The following is a 22,022-nucleotide window of genomic DNA, read 5'->3' on the forward strand; positions in this document are numbered from 1 at the left end:
TCTCTATTCTATACCTAAAATGGTGTGCTTCCTAGATGAACTTCGGAAATTGTGAAGTGCTTAATTTACCCAAACTGCGAATGCTGTTTTGAGAAGAGAAAATCGCTGAAGAACAATTTAAAAATGGAGGTAGATTAATCTTGATAATTATTGGTGAAAAAATTAACGGCGCTATTCCCTCCGTGGCCAAGGCCATTGCCAGCAAAGATGCCGAATTTATTAAAAATCTTGCTAAAATTCAGAGTGAAGCTGGTGCCAATTTCATTGATGTTTGTGCATCTGTTGAAGACAGTCTTGAGCTTGAAACCATTAAATGGCTTATTGACTTGGTGCAAGAGGTTACAGATACCCCTATATCTATTGACAGTCCTAATGCACGGATCTGTGCTGAAGCTATCAAATTTTGCAATAAGCCGGGCCTCATAAATTCAGTCTCCATGGAAGGTGACAAGATTGAACTTGTCTTCCCAATTATTGCTGAGACAAAATGGGAGTGTGCTGCCCTCTTGTGTGACGATACCGGGATTCCCCAGACGGGCGAAAAACGTCTGGAAGTGTTTGCAGAGATTATGAAGAAAGCGAGAGAGTATAATATTGCTCCTTCAAGACTGCATATTGATCCATTAGTGCAAATGCTTTGCACTTCAGAAGATGGTATTCTTACGATCATGGATGTGATCAAAGAAATTAAGAAGCAATATCCGGATATTCATGTTACGGGTGGTGCCAGCAACATTTCCTTTAATCTTCCCGTTCGAAAACTCGTTAATCAAGCCTTTATTGTCTTATCGATGGGTTCCGGCATGGACAGTGCGATCCTTGATCCGACGAACAAAGATCTAATGGGTATGCTTTACGCAACAGAAGCCCTTCTGGGTATGGACGAATATTGCATGGAATACATCGGTGCATACCGAGAAGGAAAATTTGGTGTTAAGAAGTAAGTTTTACGAAGGACCCACTACCACTTATAGAAGTGGTGGTCTTAAAAACTGAATAAAAAATAAGGGAGGAATTCGAAATGTCGAAGATTGAAGAAGTAAAAGCAAATGTAGAGAAAGGTAAAGCTAAGCTCGTACCTGGTTTAATACAAGAGGCTTTGGATGAAGGAAATGCAGCGGAAATTATCCTGCAGGCCATGATTGACTCCATGGGAGTTGTTGGTGACCGCTTCTCCGCCGGAGATATTTTTGTACCTGAAATGTTGATGGCTGCTAAAGCAATGTCCAAAGGTGTTGAAGTCCTTAAACCCCATCTCGTAAGCGATAATACCTCCTCGCTAGGTACCTGTGTTATTGGTACCGTTGAAGGCGATCTCCATGATATCGGTAAAAATCTTGTCAAAATGATGCTCGAAAGTGCCGGTTTTAAAATGGTTGACCTTGGCGTAGACGTTTCAGCGGCTAAATTTATCGATGCCGTCAAAGATAATGAAAATGTTACCCTGGTGGCCTGCTCGGGGCTCCTTACAACTACTATGACCTCTATGAGAAGTACCATTCAAGCACTTAAAGACAGCGGTTTGAGCGGATTTAAGGTTATTGTCGGCGGTGCGCCTGTAACGGCTGAATACGCTGCTGAAATTGGCGCGGATGGTTTTGCTCCTGATGCAGGAAGTGCAGCAGTAAAAGCACAAGAATTAGTAAAAGGTTAATACAATCTAAAATAAAAGGGGGATAACGTATGTTAACGAAACGCCAAAATTTGATGGAAACGATTAAAGGCGGAAATCCGGATCGATTTGTTAATCAATACGAGTTTATGGAGATTATCTTAGAAGTTCCCTCGAAGCTTATGACTGACCCAGGAACCGAGTTCAAGAATGATTGGGGCATTACGTTCAGATGGCCGGAAGGCCAGTTGGGACAGTTTCCTGTCCATGACGAGGAACACAAAGTATTGAAGGATATTACTAAGTGGAGAAACTATGTTAAAGCCCCTGTTATTAACAATTCGGATGAAGCTTGGGCGGCAGCTGTTGCTCATGCCAATTCCGTTGACCGTAAGGACCAATTTGTAACAGCCTTTGTGGCACCGGGGATCTTTGAAATGTGTCATCATCTTATGAGCATGGAAGATGCTTTAATGGCCTTATATGAAGAACCGGAGGCTATGCATGAACTCATTGATTATCTGACGGAATATGAGTTAAACTATGCCAAAGTACTGATTGACCGTCTCCATCCTGATGCACTCTTTCATCATGATGACTGGGGCAGTCAAAAATCTTCCTTTATATCTCCGGCTATGTTCGAAGAGTTCTATCTGCCTGCTTACAAAAAAGTCTATGAATTCTATAAACAAAATGGTGTGGAATTAATCGTTCATCATAGTGATTCCTATGCAGCTAATCTCGTTCCTTTTATGATTGAAATGGGAGTTGATATTTGGCAAGGAGTTATGACGACTAACAATACGCCTGAGCTTATCAAGAACTATGGTAAGCAGATAACCTTCATGGGAGACATTGACAGTGGTGTTGTTGATTTCCCAGGGTGGACACCTGAAATCGTTGCCAGAGAAGTGGAGAGAGCTTGTAAAAACTGCGGCAAGTTGTACTTTATTCCTAATTTGACTCAAGGCTTAAACTTCAGCTCTTTCCCGGGAGTCTATGAATGTGCCAGTGAAGCCATTGAGAAAATGAGTAAAGAGATGTTCTAAAACCATTAGCCTCAAATCAACCCAGGCTGAAAAACAACTGCTTTTTTCAACCTGGGTTATGCTGGTGAATTGAAGGGAGAGGCTGATTGTGAATCCTGACATGGAAAAATTGACGTTTCTGGCAAAATCCCTTGGAGCAGCTCACGCGGCAATTATAGACGTTGCGGTTGTTCAATTTAATGAAGACTTTAGAACTCAATGTGAGCAAAATGTCTGTGGAAGCTATAATAAAAACTGGATGTGTCCTCCTGCTGTCGGTTCGATTGCTGAACTAAAGGAGAAGGTTCAAACGTTTAAGCAGGGCTTACTTTTCCAAACTGTATATCAGTTAGAGAGTTCCTTTGATTGGGAAGGCATGCAGGAAGGAACAGCAGAACACACAAGAATATTCCGAGAGCTATTGGACAAACTTAGGAGCACGTTTTCTTATAAGAAATTGCTCCCTTTGAATGTTGGTCCCTGCACTTACTGCAGCAGATGCGCTTTTTTAGATAAGCAAGAATGCCGTTTCCCAGAAGAATCTGTTTCGTCGGTCGAAGCCAGCGGGATCGACGTTATTGCCTTAGAAAAGAGTTATGGAATCCCTTACAATAATGGTGAGAATACTATCTCCTGCGTAAGCCTTATTTTAGTTGAACCTTGATTCTCATTAATCTTTAAAGAAATGGGGTAAAAGACATGAAAAGTGATATTGAAATAGCTCAAGCAGCGGAAATGAAACCAATCACAGAGATTGCCCAAAAGCTTGATTTGACAGAGGACGATATTGAGGCTTACGGCAAGTATAAAGCTAAAGTTAGCCTTGATGTTTGGAATCGTCTTAAGGATAAGCCTGATGGCAAGCTCATTTTAGTAACGGCTATTAATCCTACCCCAGCCGGAGAAGGAAAGACGACAACAACCGTAGGACTAGGGCAAGCCCTTTGGAAAATGGGCAAGAAAGCCATGATTGCTATTCGCGAACCATCCCTTGGACCATGTTTTGGTATCAAAGGCGGAGCTGCCGGCGGCGGCTATGCTCAAGTTGTTCCTATGGAAGATATTAATCTTCATTTTACGGGTGATTTCCATGCCATTACCTCGGCTCATAGCCTCTTAGCCGCCATGCTGGATAATAGTATTCAGCAAGGCAACCCCTTAAATATTGATCCACGTCAAGTTGTCTTCCGTCGGGTTGTAGATATGAATGACCGCGCCCTGCGCAAAATTGTCATTGGCATGGGCGGCAGAACAGAAGGGGTTCCCCGTGAGAGTGGCTATGATATTACAGTTGCTTCTGAAGTCATGGCAGTTCTTTGTCTGGCAAGTGACCTCATGGATCTCAAAGAACGTTTCGGCAAGATTGTTGTGGCCTATACCTATGATGGCAAGCCGGTAACAGCTCATGATCTCGAAGCGGAAGGGGCCATGGCGCTCTTAATGAAAGATGCTATTAAGCCGAATCTTGTTCAAACGTTAGAAAACACACCGGTATTTATCCATGGCGGGCCCTTTGCTAACATCGCCCATGGCTGCAACAGTATTATGGCAACAAAACTGGGTCTCAAGTTAGTGGATTATCTCGTTACCGAGGCCGGATTCGGCGCTGACCTTGGCGCTGAAAAGTTCTTTGATTTGAAGTGCCGGTTTGGCGGCTTGAAACCAGAGGCTGTTGTTATTGTGGCAACGGTTAGAGCTTTGAAGATGAATGGCGGTCTCGCTAAAGACCAGTTGGACACTGAGGATTTAGGAGCCTTAGGACGAGGGATTGTTAACCTTGAAAAACATATCGAAAACATGGCTAAATTCGGCGTTCCTGCTGTAGTAGCAATTAACCGCTTCCCGACGGACACCGAGGCAGAGCTGAATTTAGTCCGTGAGCGATGTCAGGAAATGGGTGCGGAAGTGGCCCTTTCTGAAGTCTTTATGCGCGGCGGAGAAGGCGGAGTTGAACTTGCCGAAACAGTTCTTCGCGTGCTGGAAGAAAAAGAATCCAACTTCAAAGTTCTTTATGAATTAGATTTGCCTATTGAAGCGAAAATTGAGAAGATCGCCAAAGAGATCTACGGGGCTGATGGTGTCGTCTTTGACAAAGCAGCTCAAAACTCCATTAAGAAATATGTGGAAATGGGTTATGGGAATTTACCCGTTTGTATGGCCAAAACACAATACTCCCTCTCGGATGATGCTTCACGTCTGGGACGCCCGACGGGATTCACGATTACCGTGCGTGAACTAAGACTTTCTGCCGGAGCCGGATTTTTAGTAGCAATTACAGGCGCAATCATGACCATGCCAGGATTGCCCAAGCGTCCGGCAGCGACGAGAATGGATATTGATGTTAACGGAACAATTACAGGATTGTTCTAATCTCAAGTTTCCACACATAATTTACTAAGGCCCTTCGTTAGTACCTTTCTATTATTATTTGGAAGGGTACTTTTTTCTTGCTCTAGGGCAACTTTGAATCAAGATTTTATCCGGCTTTTAAGCCCCCACTTCTATAAGTGGGGGTGGGTCCTTCGTAAACTTCAGGTGGGGTAGAGTCCTCCTTCGCCGCTAAGTATTCCTATTTGGAAAGGCGGCTCGGCAATAATGTCCACTGGACATTATTGTATCTGAAGCCTCGATGTTCAGCTTTAGCGTAAGCGAGTTCACTGAAAGAATCCATGTTAGGTTGCTTTTACCTGGAATGTATTAATAACTAGTATTCTTATCAGAATTTCGATATACTGTATCATTAAAAGCACGAAGCAATTTAACGAAGAATAGGCGGGTAAAGGATGACATTTCAACAGCTCAAATATGCCATTGAAATTGCAAACTGGGGCTCGATTAATGAAGCCGCCAAACGATTGTTTATATCTCAGCCCAGTCTTTCCATGGCCATCAAAGAATTGGAAGAAGAGCTTAAGATCACTATTTTCGAGCGGACTAACAAGGGAATCAATGTTTCTGTTGAGGGAACTGAATTTTTGGGTTATGCCCGGCAGGTTATAGAGCAAATGGAACTGTTGGAAAATCGGTACCTGGATGCTAAGCCATCTCCTCAACATTTTTCGGTTTCAACTCAGCACTATGCTTTTTCTGTTAATGCCTTTGTAAATCTGATCCAAAACTACGCTTTAGAAGACTATGAGTTTACCTTAAGGGAAACAAAAACTTATGAAATTCTGGACGATGTTAAAAATCTCCGCAGTGAGATCGGTATCCTCTATCTTAACGACTTTAATAACAAGGTCATTAATAAGCTCTTGAAAGAAAGCAATCTGGAATTTACTGTTTTATTCCAAGCACAGCCTCATGTTTTTATCAGTGCTAAAAATCCACTGGCCAAGCAAGCAAACGTTAGCTTAGACGATCTGGATCCTTACCCATGTCTATCTTTTGAACAGGGACAATATAATTCCTTTCATTTTTCTGAGGAAATTCTCAGTACGTTAACCCATAAAAAGAATATTCGCGTGAGTGACAGGGCGACACTTTTTAATCTCTTGATTGGTTTAAACGGCTATACCATTTCCACCGGCGTTTTAAGTGCAGACCTTAACGGCAATAACATTATCGCCGTGCCCTTAAATATTGATGAGACAATAACAGTAGGCTGGATTTCGCATAAGAATGTAACACTTAGCAAGCTGGCAACAGCGTATGTGCAGGAATTGGAGAAGGTAATTCTAGATTATCGCTAATTCTAAGAACAGAAACCCTTTGTGACAAGTTTGTGGAAAGAAATGGCTTGTTATAGTTTAAGACTATAACAAGCCATAGTTTTTTAGAGTTACTTTATACCCATTGCTTGATGGTATAGTAAATCTAAACAACAAACCTTAGTCCATCCTTCAGCGCGGTAGCATTTTGTTATGGGCTTGGCGCTTTCAGCGAAAGTGTCACAGGACACTTTGTCACTGAAGTCACGATGGTCAGCTAAAGCCGAAGAATTCGCTTCTTATTGTGACTTGGTCGAATTAAGAGTAAAGCAGCTTTCATAGTTATAACGCTCTGGTGCAGATTTAATAATCGAGGAGGTCTACAGATGAGATACAATATTGAGACTTATTTAAAGGATAGAATTCTTGTTTTAGATGGAGCCATGGGAACCTGCATTCAGGGATACAATTTAGAGGAACCGGAATTTAGAGGAACGTGTACTTGTCAGAGAAACCAAAAAGGAAATAATGATCTCTTAAATCTTACTCATCCTGAGATCATTCAAGCAATTCATAGAAGCTATCTGGAAGCTGGCGCCGATATCATCGAGACAAATACCTTTAATGCTACGAGAATATCTCAGATGGACTATGGGATGGAGGAAAAGATCTATGAACTCAATGTTCAGGGGGCAAAGCTGGCAAGAGCCCAGGCCGATCTATTTACAGAGATTGATCCAAGCAAACCGCGTTTTGTTGCCGGCTCAGTGGGACCGACCAATAGAACAGCGTCTCTTTCCCCGGATGTTGAAAACCCAGGGCTGAGAAATATAAGCTTCGACGAACTTGAATTCGCTTATCGAGAACAGATCGCAGGGCTTGCCGACGGCGGAGTGGATATAATAATTATCGAAACGATTTTTGATGCTTTAAATGCTAAAGCCGCAATTGTTGCAGCTCGAAATCTTTGTCAGGAAAAAGGTATCATTCTGCCCGTATTTATCTCGGGAACGATTGCTGATAAAAGTGGCCGAATCTTATCCGGACAAACCCTTGAGGCCTTCGCTCACACTCTAAAGGGAGAAGGGATCTTTGGTATAGGGTTAAACTGTTCTTTTGGCGCCAGGGATCTTATTCCTTTCCTGAAATATCTGTCAAAATCGCAAGACCGTTATGTAACGTTTCACCCTAATGCCGGGTTGCCTAACTCACTGGGGGAGTATGAGGAACGTCCGGAAGAAACAGCAGCTCTAGTCAGGGAATTGGCAGAAGAAGGACATTTGAATATTGTTGGGGCCTGCTGTGGTTCCACACCTGCCCATATTAAAGCGATCAGTGAAGCAGTAAAGGGGATCAAACCAAGAAGAGTCCCTTTGATCGTAAAAGAGACGATATTTTGCGGCTTGGAAGACATAGTCATTAAGGAAGAAAACAATTTTGTCAATATCGGGGAAAGAACGAATGTTTCCGGATCAGCGAAATTTGCTCGCTTAATCAGAGAGAAAAACTATGATGAAGCGTTATTAATTGCTAAAGAACAGGTGCAGAATGGAGCTCAAATCATTGACATAAACTTTGATGACGGGCTTCTTGATGCTCAACATGAAATGGATAGTTTTCTCAAGCTTCTTGCCGCTGAACCGGAGATTTCCAGAGTTCCGGTGATGATTGATTCCTCGAGATTTGAAGTCATCGAAGCTGGTTTAAAGGCCATTCAGGGAAAGGCTGTCGTTAATTCCATCAGCCTTAAAGGCGGAGAAGAGGAGTTCATCCGGCAGGCGTCGTTAATTAAAAAGCACGGCGCGGGCCTGGTTGTGATGGCTTTTGACGAGCAGGGTCAGGCCGACACATTTGAACGGAAAATAGCAGTTTGTCAAAGAGCCTATGATTTATTGGTGAATAAAGTGAAGTTCCCTCCAGAAGATATTATTTTTGATCCGAATATTTTAGCCATAGCCACAGGGATTGAAGAACATAATAATTATGCGCTCGATTTTATTAATACCGTAAAATGGATTAAAGATAATCTCCCCTATGCCAAAGTGAGCGGAGGGGTAAGTAATTTATCCTTCTCTTTTCGAGGAAATAATACCATCAGAGAAGCTATGCACTCTGTATTTTTATATCATGCTATTGCTGCCGGTCTGGATATGGCGATTGTCAATCCTGGTCTGATTCAAATTTACGATGAAATCGATCAGGAGCTTCTCCAAGTGGTCGAAGATGTTGTCTTAAATAAGACACCTGATGCCGCGGAAAAACTCTTGTCTTTTGCGGAAAACTATAAGACGACGGACAGAAACCAAACCGAGAATAATCTTGCCTGGAGAGAGCATGACTGCAAACACCGGCTCATTCATGCTTTAGTCAAGGGTATCTCCGAATTTATTGAAGAAGATGTTGAGGAAGTCAGAAAGCAATATGCCCGAGCTGAAGAGGTGATCGAAGGACCGTTGATGGAAGGCATGAAGACGGTCGGAGACTTATTTGGAGACGGTAAAATGTTCCTCCCGCAGGTCGTGAAAAGTGCACGAGTTATGAAAAAGGCAGTCAGCTGTTTATTACCCTATATAGAAGCTGAGAAGAAGACAGGTGAAAAAAACAGCGCTGGAAAAATCGTGATGGCTACGGTCAAGGGTGATGTCCATGATATTGGTAAAAATATCGTTTCAGTGATCCTGGCTTGCAACAATTTTGAAGTTATTGATTTAGGGGTTATGGCTTCCAGTGAACTAATTCTCCAGACGGCTCAAAAAGAAAATGCAGATATTATCGCCCTTAGCGGACTGATCACACCTTCCTTGGAAGAGATGTGTCATGTGGCGGAGGAAATGGAACGTCAAGAGTATAAAATTCCTTTGATGATTGGAGGCGCCACAACCTCTAAAACTCACACGGCCTTGAAAATTGCCCCCAACTATTCAAAAGGTGTTGTTTATAGCGTTGACGCCTCGAAATCCGTAGAAATTGCCAAAAGGCTTGTTGACAGAAATACGGTCAAGGGCTACTTAAAGGAGATAGACAACGAATACCAAACGTTAAGAGAAAACTATGAGAACGCCAAAAGAAAGCTGCTGCCTCTCGCTGAAGCCAGAGAAAAGAAATTTAAAATAAATTGGAATGAAGAAACAATCAGGGTGCCAAACTTTATTGGCACCAAATTGTTGAAAAATTATCCTCTTAGTGAATTAAGAGCATATATCGATTGGTCATATTTCTTTGTAGCCTGGGATATGGGAATGGCTTATCCTAAAATTATGGGAGATCCTAAATACGGTGATGAAGCCCAAAAGCTTTTTGCCGATGCTAACACCATGTTAGATCTATTAGAGAAAGAAGAAATACTTACAGCCAATGCTGTTTTCGGTATTTTTCCCGCTAACTCTCAAAGTGATGATATCGAATTGTTTCATCAAGGAAAGGTTACAACCTTTAATATGTTAAGGCAGCAAACCGTTGCCAACGATAATGTCTATCGCTGCTTAGCTGATTATATAGCTCCCAAAGAGTCCTGCAAGACCGACTATTTAGGCGGTTTTATTGTCACGGCGGGCATAGGAGTCCAAGAGTATGCCGGGAAACTTAAAGAGCAAGGCAATGATTATGGAGCAATTATGGTAAAACTTCTTGCGGATAGGCTGGCCGAAGCCTTCGCTGAGTTGCTGCACTATCATGTCAGAAAGGATTATTGGGGATACGCACCTGATGAAACGTCAGAACCTGAGACTTTATTAAAAGGATCTTATCACGGAATCAGGCCAGCTTTTGGCTATCCCTGTCTTAGAGATCATAGTGAAAAAACCAAGCTGTTTCAACTTCTAGAGGGAGAAAAAAATACGGGTGTTATCTTAACTGATCATTATATGATGGATCCTGTGGCTAGTGTTTGTGGTTTGTATTTCGGTTCGCACCATGCCAACTATTTCGATATTCATAGAATTGATAAGGATCAAATCAACGATTACGCCAGACGTACCCAAAAGGATCTTAAAGAGCTAGGGAAGATGTTAGGTACCATTATTTAAGAAAGGAATAGATTTCTTCGCTATAACAGCCTTTTACTAAAGACAGATTATAGGTTAAGTTTATCAGGTTTTTAATACCCCCCTTCTTGTGGGGGTTGGTCCTTCGTTAACTTCAGGTGGGGTAGAGTCCTCCTTCGCCCCTAAGTATTCCTATTGGGAAAGGCGGCTCGGCAATAATGTCCACTGGACATTATTGTATCTGAAGCCCCGATGTTCAGCTTTTGCTGAACGAGTTCACTGAAGCAGCAGATTTGTTTTATAAAAAATAGCACAAAAATATTGTAGATAATTGTAGAAATGCAATATAATATACATATATTTTTGGAGCTTGGAATTATAATTTGTTCATCCAACAAATTCCAGAAGGGGATAATGTAATGAAAGACTATAAGGTTATAGTTCATATCGACGAAATGACGAAATGGAAACTGTTATTAACGAATGTAAGCAATTTATTAAAAGCAACAGGTGAGGATAATTACTCTGTTGAGGTTTTGGCAAATGCCGAGGCAGTAACGTATTATGCTAAAAATCAGCATACTTTAGATTTCGATAGTGATGTGAAGACCATGGAAAGTTTGAATCAACAGGGCGTTAAATTTGTTGCCTGCAGCAATGCTTTAATGGCCAATAATCTAAAAAAGGATAATCTTTATGATTACGTAGAAACTGTTCCAGCCGGAGTAATAGAACTTGTCGTAAAACAAAATGAAGGATATTGTTATATAAAGCCCTGATGTTCAGCTTTAGCCGAACAAGTTCACTGTATTAAAAAAGTCGCCCACTGTGTTAACTACAAGAAGAACAATCACAGTGGGCGATTTTTTTATGCATAAAACCGTAGCATCAATCCCCATTTTATTCGGTTTTTAAGCCCCCCACTTCTATAAGTGGGGGTGGGTCCTTCGTTAACTTCAGGTGGGGTAGAGTCCTCCTTCGCCGCTAAGTATTCCTATTGGGAAAGGCGGCTCGGCAATAATGTCCACTGGACATTATTGTATCTGAAGCCCCGATGTTCAGCTTTAACTGAACGGAGTTCACCACTTATAGATTCAATTAAAAATTAAATAGAAATTAATATTATAATTCTGTCAAATACATTATTGACTTATATTTATAATAATTATAAAATAAAAGAAAAACCATTCCAAATGTTTCTTACATATCTTGCACTACTAAATCTAGGAAGAGAAAGGGTGGATAATGGATGTCTTGGAGTATTGTTAACTTTACAGGTGAAGAAATTATTAAGCTGGCGCTTGAGATGGAAAAATCGGGAAAGGAGTTTTATGAAAAAGCCCTCTCCTATGCCCAAGATCTTCAAGTCAAAGAGGTCTTAGTCTATCTGGCGAAGGAAGAAGAAAAACATTTGAAAGACTTTGAGAAATTAGGCGAAAGGCTTTCTAAAGAATTTATGCCCAATGAAAGTTATGCCGGGGAATATGGAGACTATTTAAAGTCAATTGTAAATAACCATATTTTTAACTTGAATAATGTTGAAGATCTGGTTAAAGGAGTAAAAACCGATCTGGACATTTTGCACTTCGCTCAGAGTTTCGAAAAAGATTCTATTATGATCTTCCAAGAGTTTGAAAACTTTGTTAATAATGCGGGCAAGGATACAGTAAAAGACCTGGTAAACGAAGAAAAAGAACACATCAAAAAAATCAATGCCTTGTTTTTAATCAAGTAGAGAGGGCGGGGCGATTCCATGAACGAAGATCAGAAAGTTGATGCAGCCAACTTAGCAAAACCTTACCAAGGTTTTTGGGGACGAATAACCCAATATATACCCGCCGATCGTCGCTTTTGCGACCCTTTGCACACATTAGCCTATGGGATTGATGCCAGCTTTTATCGTTTAATTCCCAAAATTGTTCTCAAAGTGCGTGATGCGGCGGAGGTCAAACACATATTGAATGCTTCCCAAGAATATAAAGTGCCTGTTACCTTTCGAACAGCAGGCACCAGCCTCTCGGGACAAGCTGTGACGGATTCTGTCCTTGTAGTATTGCAAGGGTCCTGGAGGGGCTGCTCCATCTTGGATAAAGGTGACAAGATAGCCTTGGAGCCAGGGATTATTGGAGCTGAAGCAAATCGCTATTTAGCCCAATATGCCCGAAAAATCGGACCTGATCCCGCATCAATTGATCATGCGATGATTGGCGGAATTGCCGCCAACAATGCCAGCGGCATGTGCTGCGGAACGGCAGACAACAGTTATCAAACTGTTGCGGAGATGAAAATAATCTTCGGTGATGGAACCATGTTGGATACCGGGGATCAGAAATCTTGCTTAAGTTTTCTTGATTCTCATTCGAAGTGGGTTAACAACATCCTCGAAATAAAAGATAAAATCATGTCTGACCCTGAACTTGAAGCTTTAATTCGCCACAAGTACAAAATTAAGAATACAACAGGATATAGTCTCAATGCTTTTGTAGATTTTGAGGACCCCATTGACATTATCAAACATCTCATGATTGGTTCCGAAGGAACGCTGGGTTTTATAGCAGAGATTACTTATCATACCGTCGTTGAGCATAAGCATAAAGCGTCTGCCTTAATCATCTATCCCGATATGGAACAAGCCTGCTTGGCTGTTCAAACGTTGGACAGACAAACAGTATCTGCCGCCGAATTGATGGATCGGATTTCTTTAAAAACCATGGAAGAAAAGCCTGGTATGCCCGAGTATTTGAAAACTCTTTCTCCGACAGCCACGGCTCTGCTTGTTGAGGTGCGGGGTACTAATCAAGAATCACTGCAGCAAACGATTAAAAATGTGGAAGATCTGCTTAGAGAAATTCCGACGGTTTTGCCATGGGGTTTCACTGATGTCAAGGCTGAGTATGAGAACCTATGGAATATTCGCAAAGGAATTTTCCCGGCTGTCGGCGCTATAAGAGCTTTGGGGACGGGGGTAGTCATAGAAGATGTTGCCTTTCCTAAAGAAAACCTTGCCGAAGCGACTTTAGCCTTGCGGGAGATTTTGAACAAGTATGCTTATGAGGATGCCATCATATACGGACATGCTCTTGATGGGAACCTGCATTTTGTATTTACCCAGGATTTCGGTCGTCCGGAGGATTTACCCCGTTACGAAGGACTGATGAGAGAAGTCAGTGATTTGGTTGTCAATCGTTTCGGCGGATCCTTGAAAGCGGAGCATGGGACCGGCCGCAACATGGCTCCTTTCGTGGAGGTGGAATGGGGGAAACGAGCTTATGAGTTTATGAAGCTGCTAAAAGCGACCTTCGACCCGGAAAACCTCCTTAATCCAGGTGTTATTATTAATGATAATCCTAACGTCTACTTGGAAAATCTAAAAAATATGCCCCAAGCCCATAAGATTATTGATACTTGTACGAACTGCGGCTTTTGTCAAGATATTTGTACTTCTAAAAATTTAACCTTAACCCCAAGGCAGCGGATTGTCGTGCAGCGGGAAATTCAGGAATTGCGCAGAACAGGAGCAGATCTCCAACGCTTATCGCGACTGGAAAAAGACTTCGCCTATTCCGGCAATAAAACTTGTGCTGTCGATGGCTTGTGTGCAACGAGCTGTCCTTTAGGAATCAATACAGGAGACTACATTAAATTTCTGCGTTCTCAAGAGACAACACCGAACAGCCGCAGAATTGCGGAAAGTTTAGCTAATCATATGACTGGTGTAACGGGTGTCATGCGTTTGGGGCTGGGTACTGTCCATGGAGTTCACCGAATTTTAGGCACCAAGGTGATGGAGGGCCTAACCCAAGGGGCGAGAAAGATTTCCGGGAACGCGATTCCTCTCTGGAACCCGTGGATGCCCAAAGCCGGCAGAGTATCTTCCCTCAAGCATTCCAGCGGGAAAAATGGAAGAAAAGTTGTCTATTTTCCCAGCTGTATCAGTCGTTCCATGGGAGCAGCCAAAAACGATCTTGATCAGAGGAGCTTGAGTGAGGCCATGCTCTCTGTTTTGGGCAAAGCCGGATATGAAGTGATTTATCCTTCTGATATGGGTAAACTTTGCTGCGGAATGCCTTGGGAAAGCAAAGGGTTTTTCGAGACTGCTGATCAGAAAAGTTCTGAGCTTGAGAAGGCGTTATTTGCAGCAAGTGAAGAGGGCAAATATCCTATTCTATGTGATACAAGCCCCTGTTTATATCGAATGAAGCGAGTGATGCACTCGTTAAAACTTTATGAACCTGTTGAATTTATACACGACTTTTTGCTTGATCGTTTGACCTTCAATCAGCGAAAAGAAACAATTGCAATTCATGTCACCTGCAGTTCGGTGAAGATGAATCTGAAAGAGAAGTTTTATACTGTAGCCCATGCCTGTGCTGAAAATGTTATCATGCCCCAAGATGTCCATTGCTGCGGGTTTGCCGGAGATCGCGGCTTCACGTTTCCGGAACTAAATCGTTCGGCCTTAGCAGCTTTGAAAGATTCTCTCCCCGAAAACTGCCAGGCTGGATATTCCAATAGCAGAACTTGTGAAATCGGGCTCTCCTATCATAGTGGTATCAGCTATCAATCAATTGTTTATCTGGTAGATAAGTGTTCAACTCCACGCTAATCAAAATATTCACAAGGACGCAGGAACATAGGTTGCTGCGTCCTTGTTTTCTTTTAGGGCGCTTAAGGCCTTGAGTATAGTCATTTTTACAGAAAACTGCCTCGTCATGAGGGTGATATAATTAACATAATCTAAAATGTATACAAGTAAGCCAAAACTCCTTCCAATGAATAAAAAGATATTTGTTACAAATTGTCTCTTTATCTAAGTTAATTTCCGGTGGTATGCATGAACTTTTTACCGTCCTTAATACTCTTACTTTCAGAACAGACCGGAGTGAGGTGACAAGGTGGATCTTGAGGAACAGCTGAAACGGGCAAAAGCAGGAGATCAAGAGGCTTTGGTCCAATTGGTAGTGGCGAAAAAAGAAGAATTCTACAGGCTGGCCTATGTTTATATGGGGAACAAAGAGGATGCGCTGGACGCAATGGAAGATATGATTGTGCTTCTGTTTGAGAACATAAGGCGACTAAAAAATGAAGCCTCTTTTTACAGTTGGAGCAAGACCATTTTGGTTAACTGCTGCCACAAAATGTTGCGTAAGCAGAAAAAAGTTATTGCCATGGAAAAGGTTCCGGAAGGCAGTTATCACGATGTGTTTTCCGAAAAGGAGGAACGAATTGCACTCAAGGAGCATTGGGCTAAATTAAGCGAAAGGCAGCGGGAGGTACTTAAATTACGCTTTTATTTGGACTTGGATTATGAATCTATTGCCCGGATTTTGAATATCCCTTTGGGAACGGTGAAATCACGGATTCACACCGGACTTAGACGTTTACAGCAAAGTATCGGAGGTGAGTGGGTTGAACAACTTTGAGGATCTTTTTGAAGAAGGAAAAGCAGATGTTGAGCGCTTGTCTGTGCCGGCTGAGTTGGAAACAAGGCTGCGAAGTGCCCTTGCTGACCGAAGGGTTCAGCGGCGACCGCTGCAAAGATGGAAGCTGAGTATTGCTGTGGTTCTCGTTGTCTTTTCCCTGAGCGCCTATAATTATGATGCTCTGGCGTATTACGGCAAGCAACTGCTGGGTTATGACCAAATTATGAACGGGACTTTGAAACAACTGAATGAATTGGGGAAGGGACAACTCATTGGTAAAAGTTATACCTTAAAGAACGGCTTTACTCTGACTTTGGACGGTGTAATGCTGGACAGCAATCAGCTTTTGCTCTTCAGCACCCTGAAAGATCCGGCAGGAAAGATTGATCAAGGGGATATGATACCGATGATGAGCATCAAAGGTTTGTTTGGAGAGTACAAGGAGAATAACAGTACCGGACAAATCAGTGCGGATAAGACAGAAATCAAATCCGTAACAAGTTTTGACCCTCCAAAGTTTTTTTTCGAAAAGAACCTGACGTTAACGGTAACTATGATGTCGAAGGGGACTATGGATAAAGGCGATATTTTATTTACCCTCAATCGGAACACAGCCATGGGTTATACCCTGAAGAAGGATATTAATCAAACCTTTGACGTAGATGCGAGTAAGATTCATCTAAATTCCCTTCTCGCCTCACCCACGAAAACTGTTATTGAGGGGTCAGTGATGAATATTCTGGAGCTGGCCGAAGCGAAGTTAAGCGGGGAAGAGCGTCTGGGGTATTTCTCTCCGGGTTCTGTTGATTTAAGACTCTTTGCGAACGGCAAGGAGGTTGCCAAACAAGGGGGAGGAATGAGCACAAACCTTCAGGGAATTACCTTTAATGAAGATTATGATCCTCTGCCTACAGATCTTCAGAAGCTGGAGATTAAGCTGGTCAGTCTAGGGGCGGATCACCAGGTAAATAAGAGTTTTAACCTCAAGACCGGTTCGGATAATTCTGCCCTTAACATTCTTGGGCAAACCATCGAAATCAAGAAAGTCTATACCTCCGGGGGGGATACCTATGTCACCCTGAGCAGTGATGATGGCGTGGTGCTGACAAAAGTCTACCTTTTAATAGATGGGAAGCAGGTGAGTCTTAACAATACACTAGATAATTATCATGACAAAATTGCGGTAGGAAAATCAGGCAAAGATATTCATACGCGAACCCTGCATTTTCCGGGAACGGGGCAAAGTCTTGAGCTCGATGTCCAGCGAATGACTTATGTCAAGACCTATAATGAGGTTCTTAATATTCCGATAAAGTAGGTTATGGTACAACGCTCGCCTCTAATTCGAGTGATTTAAAGTGAGTCAGTTGAGAAGCAAAGGATATATTAATATTTAAAGATAAGTGGAAGCAATGTCTTAAAAACTTATAAGGAACTGTTCTGGCTCGAGGCTAAAACAGTTCCTTGTAGGTTCATCTATTTTCATACGAGAACGGCAAGTTCGTTAACGATGGCATTTTTAAACTTAGAAGAACAGACAGAATGTAGAAAAGAATGGTAGAGTCATTGTTGAATTTTTTTTGGAAGCTGGACAGTAAATTCCGTTTCCTTGTCTACCTCACTCTGAACCTGGATCGTTCCTTGATGCAGAGTAGTGATTTGCCGTACTAGTGCAAGACCAATACCCGTTCCTCCGGTTTCGCGGGCGCGGGATTTGTCGGTACGGTAAAAGCGCTCAAAGATAAAAGGAAGTTCCTCTTTCGGAATGCCGCTGCCCGTGTTTTTGATGCTGACTGTTGAACAATTGGGCTCTGGTTTCAAAGTAACGGTTACTTCACCGCCGACATTCGAATAGCGATAGGCATTGTGAATTAGATTATAAAACAATCTTGTTAATAGTCTGCCATCCCCCGTCGTCATTACCGATTCGGCAGGAGGGTTCCAATTGAGGGCCAATTGTTTTTCTTGAATTAAGGGGTTGAGACTATGAATAACTTTTTCCAGGAGATGCTTTAAGTCTATTGATTTGAAGATAGGAGTCAAAGCACCCATCTCTGCCACATTTAAGTCTTTTAAGTCACTGGATAAATCAACAAGGCGATCAATTTCCTCATGAATAGAGGAAAGGTTTTCTTCATCTGCCGGCAGAACGTTATCTTGAAATGCTTCAATGTAGCTCTTGATAGACGTTAAAGGAGTACGCAGTTCATGGGCAATATCTGCCGTAAACTGTTTGCGGAGAGTTTCCTGGCGTTTCAAATTGTCAACCATCACGTTAAATGCCACGGCTAATTGTCCTACTTCATCGTTGGTCACAATATCTACTCGTTCATCCAAGTGGCCTTTGCCAATGTGATCAGCGGCTTGAGTTAATCGTTTCAGCGGTTTAACGAGATGACGACTGGTAAAATAACTGAGTATAATTCCAAATAGTAAGGCTAAACTTCCGGCTAACAGTAAAGAGTAAAAGACTGAGGACTGAAATTGGATGTCCTGAGGATTGAAAATCGGTGCCGATGAGGGGTAGCGGACAGAGGCCGTAGCCAGAATCCCTTGAGGTCCGGAAACGGTTAGATTTTTCGTTTTCCAATTTGTGGCGGGAGTAGAGTACATCGTCATCCCCATACTCATTCCGCTCTGACTATTCATCATACCGCCCATCATGTTGCTTAACGTAGTAATTTGTTTGCCGCTGGGATCGGTCAGGGTAACAATAGTCCCTGCCGGGAGTGATTGGCTGATTTCTTGGAGTGAGGCGGGATCCCAGGTCCCTTTGCTCTGATAAGCGGCACTAAGACGTGATGGTAATTGCTCAATTAACGTTTCATTTGTTTTCGTTAAGTAATTACTGAATTGCTGGTGAAAAACCAGATCAACAGCAAGTATGCTAAAGGTTAAGGTAATAAGGGTGATGATAAGGGTAGACAGAAATAATTTTTTTCTCATCTTATCCTCCGGCGTTGGGATTGAATTTATAGCCAACACCGTAAACTGTCATAATAATTTGAGGATCGCTTGGTGTCGTTTCGATTTTCTGGCGAATTTTTTTAATATGTGCGTCTATAACCCGGTCGTCTCCATCGAAGTCGTGGCCCTGAACGATTTCCACCAATTGGCCGCGGGAGTAAACTCGTCCGGGATGTTTGGCCAGCGCACCCAGGATTTTAAATTCAGTAGGTGTTAGAAAGACTTCCTGATCTTGAAGTCGAATTTCATGCTGGATGTTATCGATGGTAAGACCATTGTCGTAAGTAATGATATCCGCAAGAGGAGAGGTCTCGTTATTTGACCTCCGAAGGACTGCCCTTACACGGGCAACGACTTCACGAGGGCTGAAGGGCTTGGTAATGTAATCATCGGCACCGATACTTAAACCTTGAATGCGGTCTTCTTCTTCCACTTTGGCTGTGAGCATAATGATCGGTACTGAGGAGGTTTTCCGAATTTCTTGGCATATTGCCGTTCCTGACATGCCAGGAAGCATTAAATCCAGGATAACGAGATCATAAGGGTTTTCATTAAACATGGTCAGAGCGATTAAACCGTTCAGAGCTGTATTAACTTGAAAGCCTTCTTGTTGAAGGTAGGCCTTTAGCACTGAGGTGATTTTCTTTTCATCGTCAACAAGTAAAATTCTCATAAATTAGTTCCTCCATTCCCAAGGGTTATAGCTATTATACAAGGAAACAACATTTTTAGACAATCTTGTTGATCAAATCGTAAGATTGTCTCTTTTACAAGTGGAAGTGGTTCCCATACCTTGCTTCGGGTAGAGTCCATCCTTCAGCGCGATAGCGTTTTTGATCTCTAAACCTTATTCGATGTCTAAAAGATTTGGCGTTCCCTTAGGAATGCCAAGAAAGGGACTGATTTTTGAATTAGTTATACTATCAGCATAAATGAACCATATTGTTTCAGCTGATGCTTGGAAGAGCAGCAATCCGACTAACGGCTACGACATCACGAAGTCGAATTTGAACATAATCGCCAGTTGGTATTCCAAGCTGCAAGCTACCTAAGGTAATAATTCCTGGTCCTCCAAGTCTAACGATACCTCTTGCGATAGTCGCAAGGGTTCCTGCTGCTCCTCCGCCTTCCCAAGCGACGGCAAGCAGCGTTCCTATTGAATAATTGTCAAATAAACTGTGCAAAACCTCATAATCGTCCATATCCTCCTTCTCCTTTCAACCCTTTTAACTCAATACAACTTATGCCCAGCCAATAAAAAGGGTGACAAGCCCTCAATCACTGATTAATGCCTATGTTGATCAAGTCCTATGACCTTACTTTGTATTTAGAAGCAAAGAAAGGTCATTTTCGTTATAGTATCGGAAGTATAACCTCCTCAAGTATACGTTCCGCTAGTAAAAAGCGGCTTTTGGCAGAAGCTAACTAGTCTGAAGACAGTGTTATGGAGTGACGGCTAAATTTTTTGAAACGATACGTACCTTGAAAATCTGGCAAAGTGACGAACTTATGTCCACTAAAAACCATAAAATGGTAATGTAGCAGGGCAGCAATTTGAAAGGAGGGGCTAATTTGAAAAAGAGTATTGATGCTTCTAGTTTAGCAGAGGTTGTTGATCGGATTTTGGATAAGGGCGTTGTTATTGATGCATATGTTCGAGTTTCATTGGTGGGAATTGAACTGCTAGCTGTAGAAGCCCGCGTGGTAATTGCCAGCGTTAATACCTGGCTGAGGTATGCGCACGCAGTTGGATTATTAGAGCATAATCATTATTTGGAGGAATTAGGAGCCTAAGAGGTTTTTTAATGTTCTAACAGGGGAGGGACAATAGATCTCTCCCTAATTCAAGAAGGAGAAATGTAAATGACAAAAGGGTTTGTAGAGACTTCACAATTTTCCTCTCTTAAAAAACGTGCCCTTATCTATCTTAAGGCGGGTTTTGCTGTCCATTTTTGCGGTCCGGCAGGAACCGGCAAAACCTCATTGGCTCTACATGTCGCTGAAAGTATCGGCAGGCCATATCTTTTGCTGCATGGGAATGAGGAGTATAAACCATCTAATCTCGTAGGAGGATATTTGGGTTTACGTCACAAGAAAGTGCTTGACAACTATATTCATTCTGTATGGAAAACGGAAGAAAATGTCGATAGTATTTGGTATGATGGACGACTTGCGGAAGCTTGTCGTTATGGATACACCCTGGTTTATGATGAATTTACTCGCTCACGTCCTGAAACAAATAATGTTCTTCTCTCAGTATTGCAAGAAAGTATTTTGGAGTTGTCGAGTTATCAAAAAGGGGAATCACAGTTAAATGTGCACCCTGATTTCGCCTTGATCCTTACGAGTAATCCGGCGGAATATGCCGGGGTTCATGAATTGCAAGATGCCTTACGAGATCGCATCATCACAATCAACATTCCCGATGTTGAAACAAATTCCGAAATTGCAATTGTGTCTGCTTCTACGAATCTTTTTCCCAATGAAGCCGAGGTGATCGTGAAACTCGTCCGTCATCTTCGAGAAAATGGAACCGAGGCTTCGAGCATCAGAGCATCGATCATGATTGCCAAAGTATACGCTGCCCAACGAACTCAGTCGCTGGGCAATGATGAATTATTTAAATCCGTAGTTAAAGATATTCTCGGTCAAGAGTTGTGCCTTTTGGATCAACGAAAGGACGTCGATGATCAAATTCATTCTGCTTTAGTCAAATTAGAGACTTTAGCTGACAGTTAAGCCTTTGCCGTCATTATTTGAGCTCTCTTCACATAGTATTTGCCAAAGGCAAAGAAGAGGGGGCGGGGATAATGGCTGTTACCAAGAGTGTCGAGTCAAGCAGTTTAGCCGAAGTTATTGATCGAATTCTTGATAAAGGAATTGTCATTGATGCGTTTGTAAAGGTTTCTTTGGTAGGGATCGAAGTGCTTACCATCGAAGCTCGGATATTAATAGCCTCTGTTGAGACCTATCTTAAATATGCCTCAGCCGTTGGCTTGTCCCTGGCTGCTAAACCGGTTCAGCAAGAATTATCCAATTAAATCTTAGTTACTAGAAAGAAGGGGGGACAGAAATGGCCCTTGAGCAGATTATCAGTCTAGTTAAGCAATTTTCGGCAACAGCACTTGAGACCAAAGGGCGTGTTATCTCCATTGAAAAGAAGGAGGATGGCTGGCTTGCCATTTTGGAAACTGTCGAGGAATCGGATTATATGCGTCAACGAGCTTTAAACGATATTATTGGTTTATATGAACTGAAAATTAATGAACATCTCGAAATAGTTTCCTATAAAAGGATTGGCTTACGTGAGCGCACATCGCTGGGAAGAGATGAAGAAGATAACGATATCTAAAGGGAGG

General features: G+C 42.2%; 19 protein-coding genes. 16 read left to right on the forward strand and 3 right to left on the reverse strand.

The window, feature by feature from the left end:
- Positions 1–140: 140 nt before the first annotated feature.
- The 12 genes from ACPUYX_RS16845 (at position 141) to ACPUYX_RS16900 (ending at position 17,014) form a co-directional block, all read left to right on the forward strand.
- Complete coding sequence (locus ACPUYX_RS16845) at positions 141–944, forward strand: methyltetrahydrofolate cobalamin methyltransferase (RefSeq protein ID WP_426380787.1); 804 nt, start codon at positions 141–143, stop codon at positions 942–944.
- A gap of 77 nt (positions 945–1,021) precedes the next feature.
- The gene (locus tag ACPUYX_RS16850; RefSeq protein WP_426380788.1) at positions 1,022–1,654 is read left to right on the forward strand and encodes a corrinoid protein; all 633 of its coding nucleotides are present in this window, start codon (positions 1,022–1,024) and stop codon (positions 1,652–1,654) included.
- Positions 1,655–1,683: 29 nt separating this feature from the next.
- Complete coding sequence (locus tag ACPUYX_RS16855) at positions 1,684–2,661, forward strand: uroporphyrinogen decarboxylase family protein (RefSeq protein ID WP_426380789.1); 978 nt, start codon at positions 1,684–1,686, stop codon at positions 2,659–2,661.
- An 88-nt stretch (positions 2,662–2,749) separates the two neighbouring features.
- On the forward strand, positions 2,750–3,304 hold the full coding sequence (locus tag ACPUYX_RS16860) for a DUF2284 domain-containing protein (RefSeq protein ID WP_426380790.1): 555 nt from the start codon (positions 2,750–2,752) through the stop codon (positions 3,302–3,304).
- A gap of 35 nt (positions 3,305–3,339) precedes the next feature.
- Entirely contained in the window at positions 3,340–5,010 is a 1,671-nt protein-coding gene (locus ACPUYX_RS16865) for a formate--tetrahydrofolate ligase (RefSeq protein ID WP_426380791.1), read from the forward strand.
- Between the two features lie 413 nt (positions 5,011–5,423).
- The gene (locus ACPUYX_RS16870; protein WP_426380792.1) at positions 5,424–6,332 is read left to right on the forward strand and encodes a LysR family transcriptional regulator; all 909 of its coding nucleotides are present in this window, start codon (positions 5,424–5,426) and stop codon (positions 6,330–6,332) included.
- 344 nt (positions 6,333–6,676) lie between these two features.
- Positions 6,677–10,315: a methionine synthase gene (metH, locus tag ACPUYX_RS16875; RefSeq protein ID WP_426380793.1), complete on the forward strand. Its 3,639-nt coding sequence runs from the start codon at positions 6,677–6,679 to the stop codon at positions 10,313–10,315.
- Between the two features lie 377 nt (positions 10,316–10,692).
- Entirely contained in the window at positions 10,693–11,052 is a 360-nt protein-coding gene (locus ACPUYX_RS16880) for a DsrE family protein (RefSeq protein ID WP_426380794.1), read from the forward strand.
- A 470-nt stretch (positions 11,053–11,522) separates the two neighbouring features.
- Positions 11,523–12,008 carry a ferritin-like domain-containing protein gene (locus tag ACPUYX_RS16885; protein ID WP_426380795.1) on the forward strand — a complete coding sequence of 162 codons (486 nt, stop codon included), beginning with the start codon at positions 11,523–11,525 and terminating at the stop codon, positions 12,006–12,008.
- An 18-nt stretch (positions 12,009–12,026) separates the two neighbouring features.
- Entirely contained in the window at positions 12,027–14,879 is a 2,853-nt protein-coding gene (locus ACPUYX_RS16890) for an FAD-binding and (Fe-S)-binding domain-containing protein (RefSeq protein WP_426380796.1), read from the forward strand.
- 289 nt (positions 14,880–15,168) lie between these two features.
- Entirely contained in the window at positions 15,169–15,696 is a 528-nt protein-coding gene (locus ACPUYX_RS16895) for an RNA polymerase sigma factor (RefSeq protein WP_426380797.1), read from the forward strand.
- Complete coding sequence (locus ACPUYX_RS16900; RefSeq protein WP_426380798.1) at positions 15,674–17,014, forward strand: DUF4179 domain-containing protein; 1,341 nt, start codon at positions 15,674–15,676, stop codon at positions 17,012–17,014. The genes ACPUYX_RS16895 and ACPUYX_RS16900 overlap by 23 nt, the downstream gene beginning before the upstream one ends.
- 245 nt (positions 17,015–17,259) lie before the next feature.
- Here the strand turns inward: ACPUYX_RS16900 and ACPUYX_RS16905 are convergent, their stop codons facing one another.
- The 3 genes from ACPUYX_RS16905 to ACPUYX_RS16915 all read right to left on the reverse strand — a co-directional run bounded on the left by ACPUYX_RS16905 (position 17,260) and on the right by ACPUYX_RS16915 (position 19,865).
- Entirely contained in the window at positions 17,260–18,642 is a 1,383-nt protein-coding gene (locus ACPUYX_RS16905) for a sensor histidine kinase (RefSeq protein WP_426380799.1), read from the reverse strand.
- Position 18,643: 1 nt separating this feature from the next.
- Positions 18,644–19,336 carry a response regulator transcription factor gene (locus ACPUYX_RS16910; RefSeq protein WP_426380800.1) on the reverse strand — a complete coding sequence of 231 codons (693 nt, stop codon included), beginning with the start codon at positions 19,334–19,336 and terminating at the stop codon, positions 18,644–18,646.
- Positions 19,337–19,610: 274 nt separating this feature from the next.
- Positions 19,611–19,865, reverse strand: a complete 255-nt coding sequence (locus tag ACPUYX_RS16915; protein WP_426380801.1) for a hypothetical protein — start codon at positions 19,863–19,865, stop codon at positions 19,611–19,613.
- Between the two features lie 370 nt (positions 19,866–20,235).
- Here ACPUYX_RS16915 and gvpA point away from each other — a divergent pair, with 370 nt between their 5' ends.
- From gvpA to gvpO, 4 genes are all read left to right on the forward strand, one after another.
- Positions 20,236–20,457: a gas vesicle structural protein GvpA gene (gene gvpA, locus ACPUYX_RS16920; RefSeq protein WP_426380802.1), complete on the forward strand. Its 222-nt coding sequence runs from the start codon at positions 20,236–20,238 to the stop codon at positions 20,455–20,457.
- Between the two features lie 69 nt (positions 20,458–20,526).
- Complete coding sequence (gene gvpN / locus ACPUYX_RS16925) at positions 20,527–21,402, forward strand: gas vesicle protein GvpN (protein WP_426380803.1); 876 nt, start codon at positions 20,527–20,529, stop codon at positions 21,400–21,402.
- Between the two features lie 71 nt (positions 21,403–21,473).
- Entirely contained in the window at positions 21,474–21,704 is a 231-nt protein-coding gene (gene gvpJ / locus ACPUYX_RS16930) for a gas vesicle protein GvpJ (RefSeq protein WP_426380804.1), read from the forward strand.
- Between the two features lie 32 nt (positions 21,705–21,736).
- Positions 21,737–22,015, forward strand: coding sequence for a gas vesicle protein GvpO (gvpO, locus tag ACPUYX_RS16935; RefSeq protein WP_426380805.1), 279 nt, complete (start codon positions 21,737–21,739; stop codon positions 22,013–22,015).
- The last annotated feature ends 7 nt before the right edge of the window (positions 22,016–22,022 follow it).

Source organism: Desulfosporosinus sp. SYSU MS00001 (assembly GCF_049943955.1).
Classification (GTDB): Bacteria; Bacillota; Desulfitobacteriia; order Desulfitobacteriales; family Desulfitobacteriaceae; genus Desulfosporosinus.